This window comes from Vibrio sp. TRT 21S02 (assembly GCF_050113675.1).
GTDB lineage: Bacteria > Pseudomonadota > Gammaproteobacteria > Enterobacterales > Vibrionaceae > Vibrio.
In genome coordinates this window covers 177154-196339 of the sequence record NZ_JBNJOI010000008.1, presented here as the reverse complement: position 1 = coordinate 196339, position 19186 = coordinate 177154, and the positions used below count along the sequence as shown (strand labels likewise).

Below are 19186 nucleotides of genomic sequence, written 5' to 3'. Positions count from 1 at the left end.
AGGGAAGACGCTCATCTTCTTTGTAACGCTGTGAATACTCTGGCTGCGATTGAATGCCCAATCCTATCGCCGCTTTGTTGGCCTCTGCATATGTCGAATACCAAGGCCGCTTTTCTTTATCCAGAAAACTAAACCAATCAACCCAATCATTGGCATAAACCTGATTTGGACTCGAGGGAAGACGCTCATCTTCTTTGTAACGCTGTGAATACTCTGGCTGCGATTGAATGCCCAATCCTATCGCCGCTTTGCTTGCTTGATTTATAGTTTTGTAGAATTTTTTCATCAGTGAGTGCTTCTCATTTGCTCACGAACCTCGTCGTCAGTAGGTTTTAAGTAGACTAAACAACTATCAGGGCTTTTATGATGCATCGCTTTTTGAATTTCTAGCTGAGAGAAGCCGCTCTTACTTAGTCTATATCCATAAGAGTGTCGATGGGCATGGGGGGTAGTACCTAACTGTTTAGAAGGTTTAAGACCTATTCGTTGAACAGCTCTGTAGTACTTTTGATTGAAATTTTTTTTACTCTCAGGGTTACCTTTTGAGTTAACAAATAGGAAAGGAGAGTCTGAAGCTGATTTAGTCGAAAGGTATTTTTGCAGTAAACGAGTGAAATCAACGGCCTTACTTGCGGGATAAAACATGACGTCAAAGGAAAGATTGCGATTCGTAAGCAAAGGGCCTTTCCAGCCAGCGTAGAGTCTATGGCTTCTCGAATACTCATTCCGTGGATTCAGTCGGTATGTATTAGCCAAGTATTCGTTTCGTTTACTGAAATGTTCATCTGGAGACTTTCCATCGCTAGGATGGAAAACCGATATAAGCGCTGAACCTGATTGTGGATCTATCGATATATCATTGGTATATATATGGAAACACTCTGACAATCGTAGCCCACCAAAATGCATCAACATTACGATTAACTGACTACCATAATCCGGCTCTCCTGAAGCAGAAACAAACCCGTGCAAAAGTAAGTCTTCAATTCTATCTTCTGGAAAGCGATACACCGCTTCGATATCGACTAGATGCCTCTCAGGTCCCCGAATCTTTCTAACAGCTGAGAATTGCTGTCGGGACGGTTTCGCTAAATGATTCAGAAAGCTACGACTGTGCCTCCTGTAGTAAGCACACCATTGCAAGCGTTCTTCTGCATGATTGGCCTTTCTCAAGGGATTTAGCTTTGGTAAATCAGTACCATGAATAGTGTCTAAGTAGTCGCAGTAATCAGTAATATGACGAAGAAGAACATTCACGTCTTCATTGCTTCGAGGAGACCAGAATAGCCCAGAGCAATCTTGCCCGTCTTGAATAGTTCCGAACTGTAACGCTTCAATAAAAGCTCTTAGTAGATCTGTAGCGGATGAGAAGCTTGATACTAGGCGCTCTATGAACTTTAAAAGAAGCTCTACAGCGAAAGTATTGCGCTCAAGCCACGACTGAGATTTGTAGCGATTATCATGCAAAAATCTCAAATGAGAAATCAGCAAACCACTTTCAGTAAAAAGCGCTGGAAAGTGAAACGTGGGCCGGCCTTTACCAGCTATGTAGTTCACTCCACGCTTTATAACGAAGCTCATTTCTTAGTTTGTTCTAAGTAGTCATGCCCCCCAGACCAACTCTTGTCGTAATAGGCAGTCATACTTATAGCTAGATGCTTCGACTGCTGTTTATTCTTACATTCCCGATCATCACTATCGGAGAGTCGACCACTGCTCTCCAAAAACTCACGCCAACTCGTCCATTGCTTGTCATAGTTCATAGGTCACCTCAAATACTAAGGAATTCTTAACATACTACTTAGTATATAGTTGATGGTTCTCACTAATTCAAATGACTCAACCACAAAAAGAGGCTAGCTCAATATCAGATATTTATAGGTAGTAGTGCAGCTATTAGTACGTTCATAAGAGTAGTACTAATACCAATATAACAAAAAACGTCTGCGTGAAATTGACCGTCGGGTTCGTTATCTGCGTAAGCGTTTGGAGCAAGTTAAAGTAGTCGATTATTCATCGCAACAAGAAGGCAAAGTCTTTTTTGGTGCATGGGTGGAAATTGAGAATGAAGCCGGTGAAACTAAACAGTTTCGTATTGTTGGCCCCGATGAAATTTATGGCGATGCGAAAGGATATATCTCAATTGATTCGCCAATGGCTCGAGCATTGCTGAAAAAAGAAGTCGATGAAGAATTCGTCGTCCGCACCCCAGAAGGTGAAAAAGAGTGGTTTGTAAATAGCATTCGCTATCACGCTGACTAGAAATCCTACCGATTTGTCCCCATATACCCAAATAACCTCGCCCAGCGGGAGCTCATTTCGAGGTCACTTTGGGTATATAGACATGTAAAAAATCAAACAACAAAGAGATCCCACGGATGAGCCAAGCTATCTGTAATTTGATTGCGCAAGAGCTGAATGTACGCCCTGAGCAAGTTAACGCTGCTGTGACCCTGATTGATGATGGTAATACAGTGCCATTTATTGCCCGTTACCGTAAAGAAGTCACGGGGGGTCTGGATGATACCCAACTGCGTAACCTCGATAGTCGCTTGTCCTATCTACGTGAGTTGGATGAACGTCGTCAAACGATTCTCAAATCCATCCAAGATCAGGGCAAACTGAGCCCAGAACTTGAAGCAGAGATTCATTCTGCTGACAGCAAAACCCGCTTAGAAGATTTATACCTACCTTACAAACCAAAGCGACGTACCAAAGGCCAAATAGCGATTGAAGCGGGGTTGGAGCCTTTGGCTGACAAATTGTGGAATGAACCACAAACTGAGCCAGAAATCGAAGCGGAAAAATACATTGATGGTGATAAAGGTATCGCGGATAGCAAGGCTGCACTGGATGGGGCTCGTGCCATCATCATGGAGCGTATTGCTGAAGACGCTAACTTGCTTGAGAAAATTCGTCATCATTTGAATCGTAATGCTGAATTGGTTTCGCGTGTCGTGGATGGCAAAGAGCGTGAAGGCGAAAAATTCAAAGATTACTTTGAGCATAATGAAGCGTTAAGCAAAGTCCCGTCACACCGTGCCCTTGCAATGCTACGTGGTCGTAACGAAGGTTTTCTGACGCTGGCGATGAATGCTGATCCTGCGCAAGAAGAGAGTGTTCGTCAGTCGTACTGCGAAACCATTATTGCGGATCACTATGGTGTGACGCTTAGCAGTGCCCCTGCGGATGCTTGGCGTAAGCAGGTGATCAGTTGGGCATGGCGCATCAAAGTTTCGATGCACATGGAAACCGAACTCATGGGGGCGATGAAAGAGCGCGCTGAAATTGAGGCGATAGAAGTTTTTGCCACCAACCTGAAAGACTTATTGATGGCCGCGCCCGCAGGCCCTCGTGCTACATTAGGTCTTGATCCTGGTTTACGTACAGGCTCAAAAATAGCGGTAGTGGACTCTACCGGTAAAGTGTTAGTGACCGAAACCATCTACCCACACCCACCACAAAACCAATATGACAAAGCCGCGCAAGTGGTGGACCAACTGGTGCGTAAGTTCAATGTGGATCTGATCGCGATTGGTAATGGTACGGCTTCACGCGAAACCGACAGTTTTGTTGCTGATCTGATCAAACGCGGCAACCTGAAGGTGCAAAAAATTATGGTCAGTGAAGCGGGGGCATCAGTGTATTCTGCCTCTGAGCTTGCAGCGAAAGAGTTCCCGAATATGGATGTGTCACTGCGTGGCGCGGTGTCCATTGCACGCCGCTTGCAAGATCCACTGGCTGAGCTAGTGAAAATCGATCCGAAATCCATCGGTGTAGGCCAATATCAGCATGATGTTAGCCAATCAATGTTAGCTAAACGCCTTGATGCGGTTGTGGAAGACTGTGTAAACGCTGTGGGTGTAGATGTGAATACCGCTTCGCCTGCGTTGCTAACACGTGTTGCTGGGCTGTCGAGTACCCTTGCTCAAAACATTGTTGACTACCGTGATGAACACGGCCGATTTGAAGCGCGTACGACATTGAAAAAAGTCGCTCGCCTTGGCCCGAAAGCGTTTGAGCAGTGTGCGGGCTTCTTACGTATCATGGATGGCAAAAATCCTCTGGATGCATCGTCTGTACACCCAGAAGCGTACCCAGTCGTCAAAGCGATTTCTGAAAAGAATAGCAAGGACATTAAATCGCTAATTGGCGACAGTGATTTCCTACGTCGTTTACATGCGGTTGATTACACCGATGAGACGTTTGGTGTTCCAACGGTCACTGACATCATCAAAGAGCTGGATAAGCCGGGACGTGACCCTCGCCCTGAATTTAAGACCGCTACCTTTGCTGATGGTGTGAATGAGGTCTCTGATCTTGAACCCGGCATGGTACTCGAAGGTGTTGTGTCTAACGTTGCTAACTTTGGTGCGTTTGTTGATATTGGCGTTCACCAAGATGGCTTGGTGCACATTTCTGCACTGTCAGATCGTTTTGTTTCCGATCCGCGTGAGGTCGTGAAAGCTGGTGATGTGGTGAAAGTGAAAGTGATGGAAGTGGATGTGCAGCGCAAACGGATTGGTTTGTCGATGCGTTTAACTGATGAACCGGGCCAAGATAACCGAGCGCAACGCAGCTCTGCACCGCGTAGTCCGTCACGTAACCATAGTGGTGGTCAGCGTCGTCGCGAAGAGCCGCAACAGAGCAGCGCCATGGGCGGTGCATTTGCAGCGGCATTTGCCAAAGCAAAACGTTAATAGGCCTTTTGAAAAAGTAAAAAAATACCCACTTAGTTAAGTGGGTATTTTTATTTTCGGCATACTCCGCAAACTGCGGAGACTACAATACCGCAATTACCTCTGATGGAACGTTTGGGGCAACCGCATGGCCATAATGATATTTGATCACCGTTCGCCTGCGCGCCATTTTTCCCTCAGTTATCGCTGCATCGATTATGCGCCTGGGTAACCGAAAGCGCATCGCGTAGCCTTTCCCCTGATGTTTACTGTAACTGTCCAGTGCCAGCAGACTGAAGAGCCGTTCCAGTGCATCGGTTGGGTCTTCATGATAAGCGTGACGGACTCCTGGGTCATGTTCCGTCTCGTAGCCGGGGTGCTCCGACGGATCCCATGAAGACTGTTTGCGCCGCTTATCGTCTGATTTTACCTTTCGTTCAGCGTTTGTTTTTGCCAATGCGACTGTCGGGGTGACAGGTTCGCGAACGCGATTGTCGCGTGCGGCCTGCTCCGTTTGCACATTAACCGATGGGGCGATAAGTGGCACACTAACATTCGTCGGTGACACGATCATCGTCGAGACCTCCTCAGTATCGCCCATGCCAGTTGAAAGCTGTTACACACTTCTGACTGGTTACCATCTCTATCGACTGTACTGGTCAAAAATTTAGCGATTATTATTAATAAAGTTTATTTTGCGTACGTCGTCTAGTTTTAACTGTATGAATAAAATCTGGTTTTTATCATTAATTTTTTAATGCAAAAGCGACAATTTGCTGACAGAAATGTTCGGCTTCAGTCATGAAGGGAGCATGAGAAGATTCACTAAATACGTATTGTTCACTTTGAGGTAAATAATCGGTCAGATCAGATGCGACCTTAAGTGGAACGAGGCCGTCTAGGCGACCGTACATACGCAACACGGGAATGTGGATCTGTTGAAGCTGGTGGCGTAAATCGACGTTAGCCAGAATGTGTAGCCCGGCTAACAGCGAATCAGGGTTGGGAGATGGGCGAGATAACACCGCTTGTTTTAGCTGTTTGACGTCTTTTCTGGCTGATGGACTGCCCATGGCCTGTAGCGCCATAAATCGCTCGATAGTCAGCTGGAAGTCATCCACTAACTGTTCGGTAAAGGCACTCAAGACATTGGGTTGAATACCTCGCCATGGCCTATCTGCGGCAAATTTAGGTGAACTGGCGACGGTGATCAGTTTGTCAATTCGCTCTGGATGGTGCAAGGCAATATAGGTGGCAAGTAAGCCCCCTAAAGACCAGCCAAGCCAAATCGCGTGCTTCGGAGCCTCTGCTAGCACCTGTTCCGCCATCTCATGCAAATTGTCAGCATGAGTGTGATTGCTGTGACCATAACCGGGCAAGTCAACCACATGAACACGGAAATGAGCACTTAATGCTTCAGCGGTTTGATGCCAGACGGCGCCATTCATCCCCCAACCGTGGATCAACACCAAATCGGGACCATCACCCATTACATCCCAAAATAATGATGCGGCACTCTTCACGCTTTCTGTCACTTTAATCATCCTTTGCTCATCCTGGGGGCATCACAATAAAACATCGCCCATTTATGAAGAGCCCCATGTTAACGGATTGGTTACGGAAAAACATCGTTTCACACTGGGTGAGAAGCTGTGATTTATGCCACCTCCCCGCGGAAGACAGTCAGCAAGCCTTTTGCTTACATTGCTCGCAATATATTGCGCCAATTCCGCGTTGTGACCGATGTGGCTTGCCGATGCCAGAATCGGTTGAGGCATGCGGGACATGTCTGGCGGAGCCTCCCCCTTGGCAGAGGCTTTATTGCGTATCTGATTATCGTCCACCGCTTTCTGGCTACATTCATCGACTGAAGTATCAAAAGCATTTTCACCAAGCAAAGCCACTCGCACAGTGGTTAGCTGGCCGAATTGAACAACCCGCGCCATTAATTACCAGTGTGCCACTGCATTGGAAGCGACAGTGGTGGCGTGGTTACAACCAGAGCGAGTTGTTAGCAAAATCTCTGGCGACAGAGTTAACATTGAACTACCGAGTGCTGTTTCGTCGCATTGAGGCAACCAAGCCACAGCAAGGAATGGACAAAGCCGATCGCGTGCGAAATCTGCGTCATGCCTTTGTGTTAAATGGCCTTCCGTTAGCCAAACATATTGCGATTGTTGATGATGTGGTCACCACAGGCAGTACGGTGTATCAATTATCTCGATTACTGCTTGAAGCTGGCGTTGAAAGGGTTGATATTTACTGTGTCTGCCGCACTCTTGCTCCATCGGATCTCGTTTAATGTCAAAAAGGCTAGATCTCAGATTTCACAAGAGTAGAATGGTGAACAAATAGCCTACAAATTCACTCAGGTATTGGTCGTGTCAAATATAATTACTATTTCAGAATCTGCCCAAGAGCACTTTGCTAACCTGCTGTCACAACAGCCAGAAGGGACTAACATCCGTGTATTCGTTGTGAATCCGGGAACTCAAAACGCAGAATGTGGCGTTTCTTACTGTCCACCAGAAGCCGTTGAAGCCACGGATACAGAGTTGGCATTTAATGGTTTTTCTGCTTACGTTGATGAGCTTAGTCTTCCATTTTTAGAAGATGCAGAAATTGACTACGTGACAGATAAAATGGGTTCTCAGCTTACATTGAAAGCCCCAAATGCGAAGATGCGTAAAGTGGCAGATGATGCCCCATTAGTCGAGCGTGTTGAGTATGCGATTCAGACTCAAGTTAACCCACAGCTTGCAGGTCATGGTGGTCACGTTAATCTGATGGAAATTACTGAAGACGGTGTTGCGATTGTGGCATTTGGTGGTGGCTGTAATGGCTGCTCGATGGTGGATGTGACGCTAAAAGAAGGGATTGAGAAAGAGTTACTGCAACAGTTTGAAGGTGAATTGACCGCAGTACGTGATGCAACTGAGCATGATCGCGGTGAGCACTCTTACTACTAATCGTGATGAAAAGGTTGGCCAAGCGCCAACCTTTTTGTTTTCTCGATAACCACTATGGAAAAAATTCCGCTTCCAGACTGCATTCTTTTCTTTTCAACGTCCTCATCTTTCTCATATATTAGGAATCTTCCCCCTCAAGCTTAGGAGTGAGCGCGTGAGCAAAAAAGCGTTACCAGCAATTCTGGCGAAACAAACTGTCGCTCAATCAAAACTGTTTGCTATTGAAGCGCTGGATTTGCAATTTAGTAATGGTGTTGAGCGCACTTACGAACGAATGAAACCCAGTGGTCGCAATGCTGTCATGATGGTGCCAGTCACAGCACAAGGTGATTTATTACTGGTTCGTGAATATGCCGCTGGAACGGAGCGCTATGAGCTGGGTTTTCCTAAAGGCTTAATTGATGAAGGGGAAAGTGCAGAACAAGCTGCCGATCGAGAGTTGAAAGAAGAGATTGGCTTTGGCAGTCGTAAGCTTACCCCACTCAAACAAGTGATTTTAGCGCCGTCTTATTTTTCCAGTAAAATGACCTTGTTCATTGCTGAAGAACTATACTCAGAACAGTTAGAGGGTGATGAGCCCGAACCACTAGAAGTGATCCGCTGGCCTCTGGCTCAAGCAGAAGAATTACTCACCCACCTCGATTTTTGCGAAGCACGCAGTATCACTGCGTTATTATTGGCTCTGCGTACTTTAAAATAATAATTCCGGGCTAAGGATGTAACCATGTCAACGACCCAAGATTTATCGCCTCTATTACCCGCAGTGATTGAAGTTGCTCGTTCTGCGGGACAATTAATTCTCGATATTTATGAGAACAAGCAATACGAAGCTTATACCAAGAGTGATGAAACTCCTGTGACAAGTGCGGATATTGCAGCACACAAATTAATTGTTGATCGACTGACAGAGCTGACACCAGATATCCCGGTATTATCCGAAGAAGCCGCTGAGATCAGCTTAGCGCAACGAGGCGAATGGGAGCGTTACTGGTTAGTGGACCCATTGGATGGCACTCAGGAATTTATCGCTCGCAGTGGCGATTTTGCCACCATCATTGCGCTAATTGAACATAACCGTCCTGTGATGGGCGTGGTGTATGCTCCGGTATCTGGTGTCACGTATTACGCTTATCACGGTAAAGGGGCGTGGAAAATTCCAGATATGAGTGAAAGCCTTGCCATTGAGACGCATAAACATGGTGGGGAAGGGAACCCGATTACAATTGCGATCAGTCGTCGCCAAGACATCAATAGTGTCACCAGTCGTATGAGCAGTGCGTGGAACTATGATTTAGTGCCATTGGGTTCGGCGGCATTAAAAGCTTGTTTGGTGGCAGAAGGCGCGGTGGATTGTTATGTGCGGCTTGGTCCTACAGGGGAATGGGATACTGCCGCGACACAATGTATTGTGGAAGAAGCGGGTGGACGTATTTTGAGTACTCAGTTAGCACCGCTGTCGTACAATGAGCGAGAAACGCTGGAAAACCCCAACTTTATTGTCTTAGGGGATGAGCGTTTACCTTGGGATACGATCTTACAAGTGAAAGATTAATAGGAGCGAATGAGGCTCTTAAGCTTTCGAATACACATCTCGGTTGCCTAACCAACGGTCAATGATCATCGTTGCGTTGGTTGGGTAATGATCATGAATATGGCGCGCAATGCGCTGAACTTCGGGAATTAAGCGCTGATCTCGAACCAAATCTGCGATTTTAAAATCAGCCATCCCCGTTTGCTTGGTACCCAATAATTCTCCGGGGCCTCGGATCTCTAAATCTTTTTGCGCAATTACAAAGCCATCATTGCTCTCTCGTAGCACGCTCAGGCGTTTTTGAGCGGTTTTCGATAGCGGAGCATGATAAAGCAAGACACAGTGGCTAGCGACGCTGCCACGCCCAACACGCCCACGCAGTTGATGCAACTGTGCGAGACCAAGACGCTCAGGATTTTCGATGATCATCAGGCTGGAATTAGGGACATCAACCCCCACTTCAATCACGGTTGTCGCTACTAAGAGATGTAGCTCATTGTCTTTGAATGCTTGCATCACCGCTTGCTTTTCTGTGGGTTTCATCCGGCCGTGCACCAAACCAATTTTGACATCTGGAAGCTTTCTTTGTAGCTCTTCGGCAGTATCGGCTGCCGCCTGAGCTTCTAATACTTCAGATTCATCGATCAGTGTACAGACCCAATATGCTTGCTTGCCTTCATTGAGACATGCGTGACGTATACGGTCAACGATGTCATCACGCTTAGTATCGGGGATAGCCACGGTTTGAATTGGTGTTCTTCCCGGTGGAAGTTCATCAATGACAGAGGTTTCCAAGTCGGCGTAAGCGGTCATGGCTAAGGTTCGAGGAATTGGGGTTGCTGTCATGATCAATTGATGAGGGTAAGCACCTTGTTTCGCTCCTTTTTCACGCAGTTCTAGGCGTTGGTGTACCCCAAAGCGGTGCTGCTCATCGATGATCACTAAAGCTAAATGGCAGAACTCCACATGTTCTTGGAAAAGCGCGTGCGTACCGACCACCATTTGCGCTTCACCAGAAGCAATACGAGCCAGTTCGGCTTCTTTGGCTTTTCCTTTGAGTTTTCCTGCAAGCCAACCCACTTGTATACCCATGCTTTCAAACCATGCGGTAAAGTTAATCACGTGTTGTTCTGCTAACAGCTCTGTCGGGGCCATAAGAGCAACTTGGTAGCCGTGTTGTATTGCTCGTAGGGCAGCCAGCGCCGCAACAAGTGTTTTTCCAGAGCCGACATCACCTTGCACCAGGCGCATCATTGGGTGCGGCTTTTCTAAATCAGCTTCAATTTCTTGCACCACGCGTGCTTGGGCATTGGTTGGGGAAAACGGAAGCTGCGCGAGTAATTGCTGCTTAAAACTATCAACGGCGGCAAGTGGAAGTGCGTTATCTTGCTGTCCTTTGCTGCGAACAGCCAACATCGAAAGGTTTTGTGCAAGTAACTCTTCCATTATCAAGCGAATTTGTGCTGGATGCTTACCTTCATCAAATGCTTCCAAGTCAATCTCTGGTGAAGGTCGATGGATGATATGCAAAGCTTGCGATAATGTCAGCTGATGGGGATAAAGCCCGTCAGGCAGTAGCTCTTGTACCGCTGATTTATCCAGTAAGTCCAATGCCTGATCGGTTAAATTGCGCAGCGTAATTTGGCGCAAACCATCGGTCGTAGGATAAACGGGAGTCAGGCTTTGTTCGACATCAGGCTTTTGCTGCGCAGCATAGAATTTGTAATCGGGGTGGATGATCTCAAGACCCATCCCTCCACGTTTAATTTCACCGTAAGCGTGAACTAACTTCCCTTGGGCAAAATTGTTCTTCATTGCTGCGGTAAAATTGAAAAAGCGTAGGGTAATGGTGCCATTTCCATCACTGAGCTTGACCGTGAGCATTTTGCGCTTGCCAAAGAGGGTATCTACGCTCATTACTTTGCCTTGGACCGCTGCCCAAAGACCAGCATGGAGTTTAGCAATTGGATAGATGCGAGTGCGATCTTCATATCGTAGTGGTAAGTGAAACAGAAGATCTTGAACCGTATTGAGCCCCACTTTTGCCAGCTTTTCCGCCACCTTGGCGCCAACACCAGAAAGTGAAGTCAGTGGGATCGCAGATAATAGCTGGGACATAAGAGGCTCGTTAGGTGACAAATGATGTCAGATAGTTAACCATCTGGCTGTGTTTTTGTACAGTAAAAAGTCGTGGGCTAAATGTAGGGAAATCGTGTTGAGGTGCCCAGTTTATCGCACTGGGCACAAAGGTGTGATTAGGCTTTTTGCATCTCTTGCCACCACGCTTCGTCGGCGACGATTTGCCCGTTTTCATCCAATGGTGGATAAGGTAGACCTTTGCGTTTGGCAACCTTAGCCAGTACCGGATGACCACGTTCAAAAAGAGTTCGATGGATCACCGCTTCAGGTAGTGCACTTTTTTCGCAATCATACATACCAGCAGCTTCGCGTTGGCGCTGTGCCTCATATAAGATCACTGCACTAGCCACTGAAACATTGAGGGATTGAACCATACCGATCATTGGGATGATGATGTCTTGGTCGGCGAGTTTCTTCGCTTGTTCAGATGCGCCAATTTTTTCACTGCCAAGGATCACGGCTGTCGGCTTGGTATAGTCGATTTGACGAAAGTCGACTGCGGTATCGGATAAATTAGTCACCAATACCTGCATCCCTTGCTCTTTTAGAGTGTGGATTGCGGTTTCAATGGTGTCATGGGTTTCAACTTCAACCCAATTGCGTGCACCTGCAGACGTGTGGCTCAGAGTACGCATTTCGTTCGGCCAGACGGCATGAACTTTGTGCAAACCAGTCGCATCTGCTGTGCGGATCACGGCTGAAACATTGTTTGGCTTGTGCACTTCTTCAAGGCACAGTGTTAAATCAGTTTGGCGTGTTTTCAACACCTGTTGAATACGGTTATAGCGTTCTAAATTCATAACAAATCGAATAAAACAAAATGCCCTTGATGGTTATCAAGGGCATGAATGAACATTGAATGGTTAGTTCTTACGGCGTCGTACCCTCAGAGTCTGAGGCATCGCTTTGATCTTACGGATGATACGAGCGAGATGGACGCGGTCTTTGGTCGTCAACAACACGGTTACCGTATACAAACGTCCGTCGCGTTCTTCGGTCGATAAACCATGAATGTTAGAGCCTGTTTTTGAGATCACATTGGTGAGCTCAGCCAGTGCCCCCTGACGATTTTGGACATCAATCTTAAGCTCAGTGATGAACTCTTGATCGTATTCGTCTGACCATTCTACCGCCATGTACTTGTCCGGCTCTTTTTGATAGCCACGGACATTTGGACAGGTTTCACGGTGAACTACTAATCCTCGACCAGGAGAGACATGCGCGATGATGTGATCATCTGGAATCGGATGACAGCAGTTGGCAAAAGTCAGCAATATGCCTTCTGCACCACGGATTGGCAGCTTTTTCTTTGGCTTACTGTTGCTAGAAACCACTTCGGTCAGCTCTTCAACATCGCCCAGTAAACGACGAGCAATCACGATGCTCATCAATTCGCCCAAGCCGATATCTGCGAGTAGATCGTCGACACTGTCCACTTTCAACTCAGCCAGTACATGCTGAATATTCTCTTCGCTAATATCTGACAGCGAGAGATCACCGAGTGCATGGTTGAGCAAGCGGCGGCCAAGCGTTGTCGATTCTTCGCGACGCATCGTTTTCAGAACCTGACGGATCTTAGTACGGGCACGTGAAGTCACGACATAGTTCAGCCATGCTGCATTTGGTCTCGCGCCCGGTGCACTGATAATTTCGATCGTCTGACCGTTTTTCAGTGCTTTACTCAATGGGTACGGATTGCGATCAACACGAGCGCCAACACAGGTACTACCTACGTCAGTGTGTACGGCATAGGCAAAATCTACGGCAGTCGCGCCAACGGGTAGTTCGACGATGCGGCCTTTTGGTGTGAAGACGTAAATCTCATCTGGGAACAGATCAGATTTTACGTTTTCGATAAACTCAAAAGAGTTACCAGCACTTTGCTGCAATTCCAACAGGCTCTGCATCCAGCGCTGAGCTTTCACTTGAGCGGTTGTGCCAGTGCGCTCACCATTGCCTTTGTAAGACCAGTGAGCAGCCACCCCTTTATCCGCCATTTGATCCATGTCTTCGGTACGAATTTGTACTTCGACAGGTACGCCGTGAGGGCCAACCATAGAGGTGTGAATCGATTGATAACCATTTGCTTTCGGTACCGCAATGTAGTCTTTCATACGACCCGGACGTGGTTTGTACAAGCTATGAACTTGACCAAGCACGCGATAGCAGGTGTCTGCATCTTCAACCACAACACGAAACGCATAGATGTCCATAATGGTATGGAAACGCTGCTCTTTGGTTTTCATCTTGTTGTAGATGGAATACAGGTTTTTCTCACGACCAAATACACGTGCTTTCAGGCCAACTTCTTCTAATCGGCCCTCGATTTCATCGTGAATACGCTGGATCATCTCTTTTCGGTTACCACGTGCGGCTCTAACAACCTCTTTCAACACGCGATAGCGATTGGGATATAGGGCTTCAAAACCAAGTTCTTCGAGCTCAGTTTTGATGTTGTGAATACCTAAGCGGTGTGCAAGTGGTGAGTAGATTTCCAGCGTTTCTCTGGCGATACGACGTTTTTTGTCGGGGCGTAGTGCACCCAATGTGCGCATATTGTGCGTACGGTCAGCCAGTTTGATCAGGATAACGCGAATGTCTTGCACCATGGCAAGGACCATCTTGCGGAAGTTTTCTGCTTGGGCTTCTTTACGATCGCGGAACTTCAGTTTGTCTAGTTTGGAAACACCATCGACCAATTCAGCAACGGTAGAACCAAATTGGTCTTCCAGCTCTTCTTTGGTGACTTCGGTATCTTCAATGACATCATGAAGTAGGGCGGCTTGTAGCGTTTCGATATCAAGGCGCATTTCGGCCAGAATTCGAGCGACGGCTACGGGATGGATAATATAGGGTTCACCGCTAGAACGGGTTTGACCCTCGTGCGCGTTTTCCGCTACCACATAAGATTGACGCAGAGCCTCAATTTGAGGCTCTGTAAGGTATTCTTGGGCAACGTCTTTGAGACTATCGAATAGATACAAATTATAGGCCCGGGAGTGTGTTGAATCGAATTAACGATGGCCGCGTGCGATGCTGCTTACTGCAGCAAGCTCAGCCGCTTCTTGCTCTTGTTGCTCCTGGCGCTCACGAGCGTCTAGGATTTCTTTAGTGATCAGACCTTCTTCGATCTCACGTAGAGCGATAACCGTTGCTTTATCGTTCTCTTCTGGCACCAGTGAATCTTTACCGCCAGTTTGCATTTGACGAGCGCGGCGTGCCGCAATTAGAACTAGGTCGAAACGGTTGCCAACTTTTTCAACAGCGTCTTGAACAGTTACGCGTGCCATGAGGACTCCAAATTAGTTAACTAAAATTTTGAATGACGAGAAAGTATACAGCCTAACGCCTTTATATTCTAGCGCTTAGGTGACTTCCAATTAGGTACTGTGTGCTTATTCAGCCAGCAATGCGTCAAGCATGCCTTTATATTTAGCAGCTTGTTTATCTTGCTTCAATCTTTCTGCGCGAATGATTGCTTTAAAATCCATTAATGCCGTATCGAAATCATCATTAATAATGACGTAATCGTACTCACCATAGTGAGAAATTTCAGATTTCGCTTCTGACATACGTTTTGCTATCACCGCATCACTGTCTTGACCGCGAGCATTCAGACGACGTTCTAACTCACCATTAGAAGGCGGTAGAATGAAAATGCTTTGTGCTTGTGGCATCTGTTTGCGGATCTGACGAGCGCCTTGCCAGTCAATATCGAGGAAAACATCGATGCCTTTGTCGAGGTTTTCTTCGATCCAGATGCGGGAGGTGCCGTAGTAATTACCAAACACTTCTGCGTATTCTAGAAATGCGCCTTGCTCGATCAGCTCTTCAAACTTCTCTTTTTGTACAAAGTGGTAGTGTATACCATCTTGTTCGCCAGGGCGCATGCCACGCGTTGTGTGTGAAACAGAGACTTTCATTGCGTAGGTTGGGTTTGTTTCCAACATCGCTGAAATTAAGCTCGATTTGCCCGCACCACTTGGTGCAGAAACGATATATAGAGTGCCTTTGCCCATCTGTACACTTCCACGTTTGGTTGGATAAGAAAGTCGATATTATCGGCTTATTTAAAGATAGCACTGACCTTGAATGAACGTGTCATTGGTGAAAAACAGGTCAGAAAAATGGAGGCGAAGAGTAGCATGATCCTGAGGATCGAAACAAGAGGACAGTGATTCTTGTCCAACAATGATAGAGCCTCAATCTTAAGAGGCTCTGTCGTGTGTGAATTATTCAATATTCTGAATTTGTTCACGCATTTGCTCAATCAGAACCTTAAGCTCAACACCTGATGCGGTGATGTCGGTGCTGATGGACTTCGATGCGAGTGTGTTCGATTCACGGTTGAATTCTTGCATCATGAAATCAAGACGACGACCAACCGCACCACCTTTCTTCATAATGTTGGTGGTTTCTTTCACGTGAGAGTCCAAACGGTCAAGCTCTTCTGCAACGTCAGATTTTTGCGCCAGTAGGATCAGCTCTTGCTCGATACGAGATGGGTCGAGTTCCACTTTCGCTTCTTCAAACTTTGAGAATAAGCGTTCACGTTGCCATTCTAGGATTTCTGGCATGCGTGCACGCACTTTCACCACTTCAGCGGTAATGGCTTCAAGACGTTGCTCGATGAGCGCTTTCATGTTGTCGCCTTCGCGGCCACGTGCTTCAATAAACCCACCCAGTGCGGCATCAAATGCTGCTAACAGATCTTTGTTGACCGTATCCATGTCTTGCTCTGGTGTTTCCATCACTCCCGGCCACTGCATAATTTGGAACGGGTTAAGGCGGCTCTCTTCTCCAGTAAGCGACATGACTTGGTTAGCTGCATTAACGACCTGTTTAGCTAAGCCTTCGTTAATCGTTAGTTCGCCTTTGGCGGCAGGGTTGGCTTCAAAGCGAAGCGCACATTCTACTTTGCCGCGTGCAAGGCGCTTACGAAAACGCTCACGTAGTACAGGTTCTAGCCCACGAAATTGCTCCGGTAGGCGGAAGTAAGTTTCCAAATAACGTTGATTCACCGAACGGATTTCCCATACGGCGGTACCCCAATCACCCTTTGCTTCTTTACGAGCGTAGGCGGTCATACTATAGATCATCGAATTTTCCTGTTTATTCATCTTTGAAAATAACGCAGGGCAATAGTAGCAGAAAGCAACAAATTTAAAATGCTAGCATGGGAAGAAGGGCGCTTTCCCGTCATCTTGGTTTCTGTTAAAATCCTGCTCCAATCAAAATCGTCTCCCCCTATCACAGATAGACAACTAAGGTAGATGCCCATGCGTCCAAACGATCGCAAGGCGGACCAAGTTCGCCCAATCAAAATTACTCGTAACTACACAGCCTATGCAGAAGGTTCGGTGTTGGTTGAATTTGGCAATACGAAAGTGCTTTGTAATGCGACCGTTGAAGAAAACGTGCCTCGTTGGTTAAAAGGCCAAGGTAAAGGCTGGGTAACAGCAGAGTACGGCATGCTACCGCGTTCGACCCATTCACGTATGCGTCGTGAAGCGGCCAGTGGCAAGCAAGGTGGTCGTACGATGGAAATCCAACGTCTGATTGCTCGTAGCCTGCGCGCAGTGGTTGATCTAGAAGCAATGGGCGAAATCATGGTGACAGTAGACTGTGATGTAATCCAAGCCGATGGCGGTACGCGTACAGCATCTATCTCTGGTGCGAGCGTTGCGATGGCAGATGCATTCCAACATCTAGTTGAAAAGGGCAAGTTAAAAGCTAACCCAATGAAAGGCCACGTAGCAGCCGTTTCAGTGGGCATTCTAGGTGAAGATATCTTGTGTGATCTTGAGTACACAGAAGATTCAGCAGCAGACACTGACATGAACGTGGTGATGACCGAAGATGGTCGTATGATTGAAGTTCAAGGTACGGCAGAGGGAGAACCGTTCACCCATGCCGAGCTGATGAAGTTGCTGGAGTCGGCGACCAAAGGTATTACCGAGATCGTAGCGGCGCAGAAGGCGGCGTTAGAAAATTGATTTTTTAAATAGCTTCCCATTGGAAGCTATTTTTTTGTTTTCTTCATAGATAACTTAACAACGTTGTTAGCTTCAATTTTTCACTCCATTACATAGCTCACTATGCTCAGGAGACTGAAAAGTCTTGTTGCCTAGCTGTAAAGCTATCTATTTTGAAAACACTCTTATAGTTTTAGTTATCTTTCTAGGGACTAGAAGCTAGGAACTAGAAACTTATAGACGGAGAAAGTAATGAAAGCATACCAGCGTGAATTTATTGAGTTTGCACTAGAGAAAGAAGTCCTAAAATTTGGCGAGTTTACTTTAAAATCTGGCCGTAAGAGCCCGTACTTCTTTAACGCTGGTCTTTTCAATACTGGTCGTGACTTAGCGCGTCTAGGTCGTTTTTACGCAGCAGCGCTAGCGGATTCTGGCATTGAGTTCGACGTACTATTTGGCCCTGCATACAAAGGCATCCCAATTGCGACGACAACAGCTGTAGCGCTGGCTGATCATCACGACATCGATACGCCTTACTGTTTTAACCGTAAAGAAGCAAAAGATCACGGTGAAGGTGGCAACCTAGTTGGTAGCGCTCTGGAAGGTCGTATTATGCTGGTGGATGATGTGATCACTGCCGGTACCGCGATCCGTGAGTCGATGGAAATCATTCAAGCAAACGGCGCTGACCTAGCAGGTGTACTGGTTGCAATCGACCGCCAAGAGAAAGGTAAAGGTGAGCTTTCAGCTATCCAAGAAGTTGAGCGCGACTTTGGTTGTGCAATCATCTCGATTGTTAGTCTGACTGATCTAGTGACGTTCCTAGAAGAGAAAGGCACAGCCCCTGAGCATCTAGAAGCCGTGAAAGCGTACCGAGCGCAATACGGCATCTAATAAAGTAGATTGGAAAGTGAAAACCCCAGCATGATGCTGGGGCTTTTTTATTGGTAACGGATCCCTTTAGGTTGTTCAGGATCTGCCATAGTTTTAAAGCGTTTATGCAGCCACATCCATTGTTCTGGAGCTCTTAGAATGAGCTGCTCAACGTATTTATTCATGTAAGCAGCGGCGGCCACTTCATCCTTTTTTGGATAATCTTGTTCAACGGAAATGTCTGCGATGATCTCGTATTTTCCGTCTGCATTTCTAAAGCCTGAGCCGGGGACAATGGCACATTTGCTGGTGTAGGCAAGGATGCTGGTACCCGTTGTGGTACAAGCATCTTCAACGGCAAAGAAAGGAACAAAGACGGATTTATTACGACCGTAATCATGGTCAGGCAGGTAGAACAACCTTTCGCCTTGACGCAGCACACGGATCATTTGTTTGACGTCTTTCCGATCGATCAACTTATTGCCGTTGTGTGTGCGACCCCAATATTGAATGTAGTTGTAAGCCGGGTTGTTGTGTGGGCGAAAAGCACCGTATCCCGCGACACCGAGCATACCGAAAGCACGGGCTGTGATCTCAAGGTTTAATGCGTGAACGCAACACAATAGAACACCTTTATTCGCATCATCATGTTGACGCAATACGTCGATATTTTTTTCTTCGATAATACGTTTAAAGCGCCACGTCGGCCAAAACCAAGTAATGCCGGTTTCAATCAGTGCCATTCCCGTATTCTTGAAGTTTTCCTCAACAATCGCGTCGATCTCTGACTTCTCTTTCTCTGGAAAAGCCAGTTCAAGATTTCGGGTTGCGGCATGAACGCGTTTTTTACCGTACTTCTGACCTAGAACCCCTAAGCCGCGCCCTATTTTATATAATAGGGCGTATGGCAGAATATTAACGAGTAATGCAAGCAGGCCAAACCCTATCCATACTCCCCAGTTTTTTGGGTGAAGTAATGAGAGTGAAAATTCAGGTTGGCTGTATTTATCTTTAGTCATG

General features: G+C 46.7%; 18 protein-coding genes and 1 pseudogene. 8 read left to right on the top strand and 11 right to left on the bottom strand.

Annotated features, from left to right (window positions below; all coding sequences use genetic code 11):
• A partial coding sequence (locus ACQEXU_RS12955) for an integrase repeat-containing protein (protein WP_427011115.1) occupies nt 1-286 on the bottom strand: 286 nt, incomplete at its 3' end.
• Entirely contained in the window at nt 286-1581 is a 1296-nt protein-coding gene (gene gmtY / locus ACQEXU_RS12950) for a gamma-mobile-trio recombinase GmtY (RefSeq protein WP_427011114.1), read from the bottom strand. The genes ACQEXU_RS12955 and gmtY, both read right to left, overlap by 1 nt.
• Nucleotides 1582-1923: 342 nt before the next feature.
• Here gmtY and greB point away from each other — a divergent pair.
• A pseudogene (gene greB, locus ACQEXU_RS12945) lies at nt 1924-2262 on the top strand (transcription elongation factor GreB); the annotation flags it as partial.
• 116 nt (nt 2263-2378) lie between these two features.
• Entirely contained in the window at nt 2379-4700 is a 2322-nt protein-coding gene (locus tag ACQEXU_RS12940) for a Tex family protein (protein WP_427011113.1), read from the top strand.
• A gap of 82 nt (nt 4701-4782) precedes the next feature.
• Here the strand turns inward: ACQEXU_RS12940 and ACQEXU_RS12935 are convergent, their stop codons facing one another.
• Together ACQEXU_RS12935 and bioH are read right to left on the bottom strand one after the other, a co-directional pair.
• Nucleotides 4783-5253, bottom strand: a complete 471-nt coding sequence (locus ACQEXU_RS12935; RefSeq protein ID WP_367987799.1) for an ATP-dependent Lon protease — start codon at nt 5251-5253, stop codon at nt 4783-4785.
• Between the two features lie 172 nt (nt 5254-5425).
• Nucleotides 5426-6223, bottom strand: coding sequence for a pimeloyl-ACP methyl ester esterase BioH (gene bioH, locus ACQEXU_RS12930; RefSeq protein WP_427011112.1), 798 nt, complete (start codon nt 6221-6223; stop codon nt 5426-5428).
• A gap of 56 nt (nt 6224-6279) precedes the next feature.
• Here bioH and ACQEXU_RS12925 point away from each other — a divergent pair, with 56 nt between their 5' ends.
• From ACQEXU_RS12925 to cysQ, 4 genes are all read left to right on the top strand, one after another.
• Entirely contained in the window at nt 6280-6981 is a 702-nt protein-coding gene (locus ACQEXU_RS12925; RefSeq protein ID WP_427011111.1) for a phosphoribosyltransferase family protein, read from the top strand.
• Nucleotides 6982-7060: 79 nt separating this feature from the next.
• Complete coding sequence (gene nfuA, locus ACQEXU_RS12920; RefSeq protein WP_427011110.1) at nt 7061-7648, top strand: Fe-S biogenesis protein NfuA; 588 nt, start codon at nt 7061-7063, stop codon at nt 7646-7648.
• A gap of 154 nt (nt 7649-7802) precedes the next feature.
• Nucleotides 7803-8348: an ADP compounds hydrolase NudE gene (gene nudE / locus ACQEXU_RS12915; protein ID WP_367987803.1), complete on the top strand. Its 546-nt coding sequence runs from the start codon at nt 7803-7805 to the stop codon at nt 8346-8348.
• 24 nt (nt 8349-8372) lie between these two features.
• Nucleotides 8373-9200 carry a 3'(2'),5'-bisphosphate nucleotidase CysQ gene (cysQ, locus tag ACQEXU_RS12910; protein WP_427011109.1) on the top strand — a complete coding sequence of 276 codons (828 nt, stop codon included), beginning with the start codon at nt 8373-8375 and terminating at the stop codon, nt 9198-9200.
• 18 nt (nt 9201-9218) lie between these two features.
• Here cysQ and recG read toward each other — a convergent pair whose 3' ends face one another.
• The 6 genes from recG to ACQEXU_RS12880 form a co-directional block, all read right to left on the bottom strand.
• Nucleotides 9219-11297 carry an ATP-dependent DNA helicase RecG gene (gene recG / locus ACQEXU_RS12905; RefSeq protein WP_427011108.1) on the bottom strand — a complete coding sequence of 693 codons (2079 nt, stop codon included), beginning with the start codon at nt 11295-11297 and terminating at the stop codon, nt 9219-9221.
• Nucleotides 11298-11434: 137 nt separating this feature from the next.
• On the bottom strand, nt 11435-12118 hold the full coding sequence (gene trmH, locus ACQEXU_RS12900) for a tRNA (guanosine(18)-2'-O)-methyltransferase TrmH (RefSeq protein ID WP_427011107.1): 684 nt from the start codon (nt 12116-12118) through the stop codon (nt 11435-11437).
• A gap of 63 nt (nt 12119-12181) precedes the next feature.
• Complete coding sequence (spoT, locus tag ACQEXU_RS12895) at nt 12182-14302, bottom strand: bifunctional GTP diphosphokinase/guanosine-3',5'-bis pyrophosphate 3'-pyrophosphohydrolase (protein ID WP_427011106.1); 2121 nt, start codon at nt 14300-14302, stop codon at nt 12182-12184.
• Between the two features lie 30 nt (nt 14303-14332).
• Nucleotides 14333-14608, bottom strand: a complete 276-nt coding sequence (gene rpoZ, locus ACQEXU_RS12890) for a DNA-directed RNA polymerase subunit omega (protein ID WP_367987808.1) — start codon at nt 14606-14608, stop codon at nt 14333-14335.
• A gap of 105 nt (nt 14609-14713) precedes the next feature.
• Complete coding sequence (gene gmk, locus ACQEXU_RS12885; RefSeq protein WP_367987809.1) at nt 14714-15337, bottom strand: guanylate kinase; 624 nt, start codon at nt 15335-15337, stop codon at nt 14714-14716.
• Between the two features lie 213 nt (nt 15338-15550).
• On the bottom strand, nt 15551-16417 hold the full coding sequence (locus tag ACQEXU_RS12880; protein ID WP_427011105.1) for a YicC/YloC family endoribonuclease: 867 nt from the start codon (nt 16415-16417) through the stop codon (nt 15551-15553).
• Nucleotides 16418-16597: 180 nt separating this feature from the next.
• Between ACQEXU_RS12880 and rph the strand changes: the two genes are divergently transcribed.
• Nucleotides 16598-17314 (top strand): ribonuclease PH, encoded by a 717-nt coding sequence (gene rph, locus ACQEXU_RS12875; RefSeq protein ID WP_004410877.1) that lies wholly within the window; start codon nt 16598-16600, stop codon nt 17312-17314.
• Between the two features lie 231 nt (nt 17315-17545).
• On the top strand, nt 17546-18187 hold the full coding sequence (pyrE, locus tag ACQEXU_RS12870; RefSeq protein ID WP_427011104.1) for an orotate phosphoribosyltransferase: 642 nt from the start codon (nt 17546-17548) through the stop codon (nt 18185-18187).
• A gap of 47 nt (nt 18188-18234) precedes the next feature.
• On the opposite strand, the gene ACQEXU_RS12865 is transcribed toward pyrE, so the two are convergent.
• Nucleotides 18235-19185, bottom strand: coding sequence for a Kdo(2)-lipid IV(A) acyltransferase (locus ACQEXU_RS12865; protein ID WP_427011103.1), 951 nt, complete (start codon nt 19183-19185; stop codon nt 18235-18237).
• Nucleotide 19186: the final 1 nt, after the last annotated feature.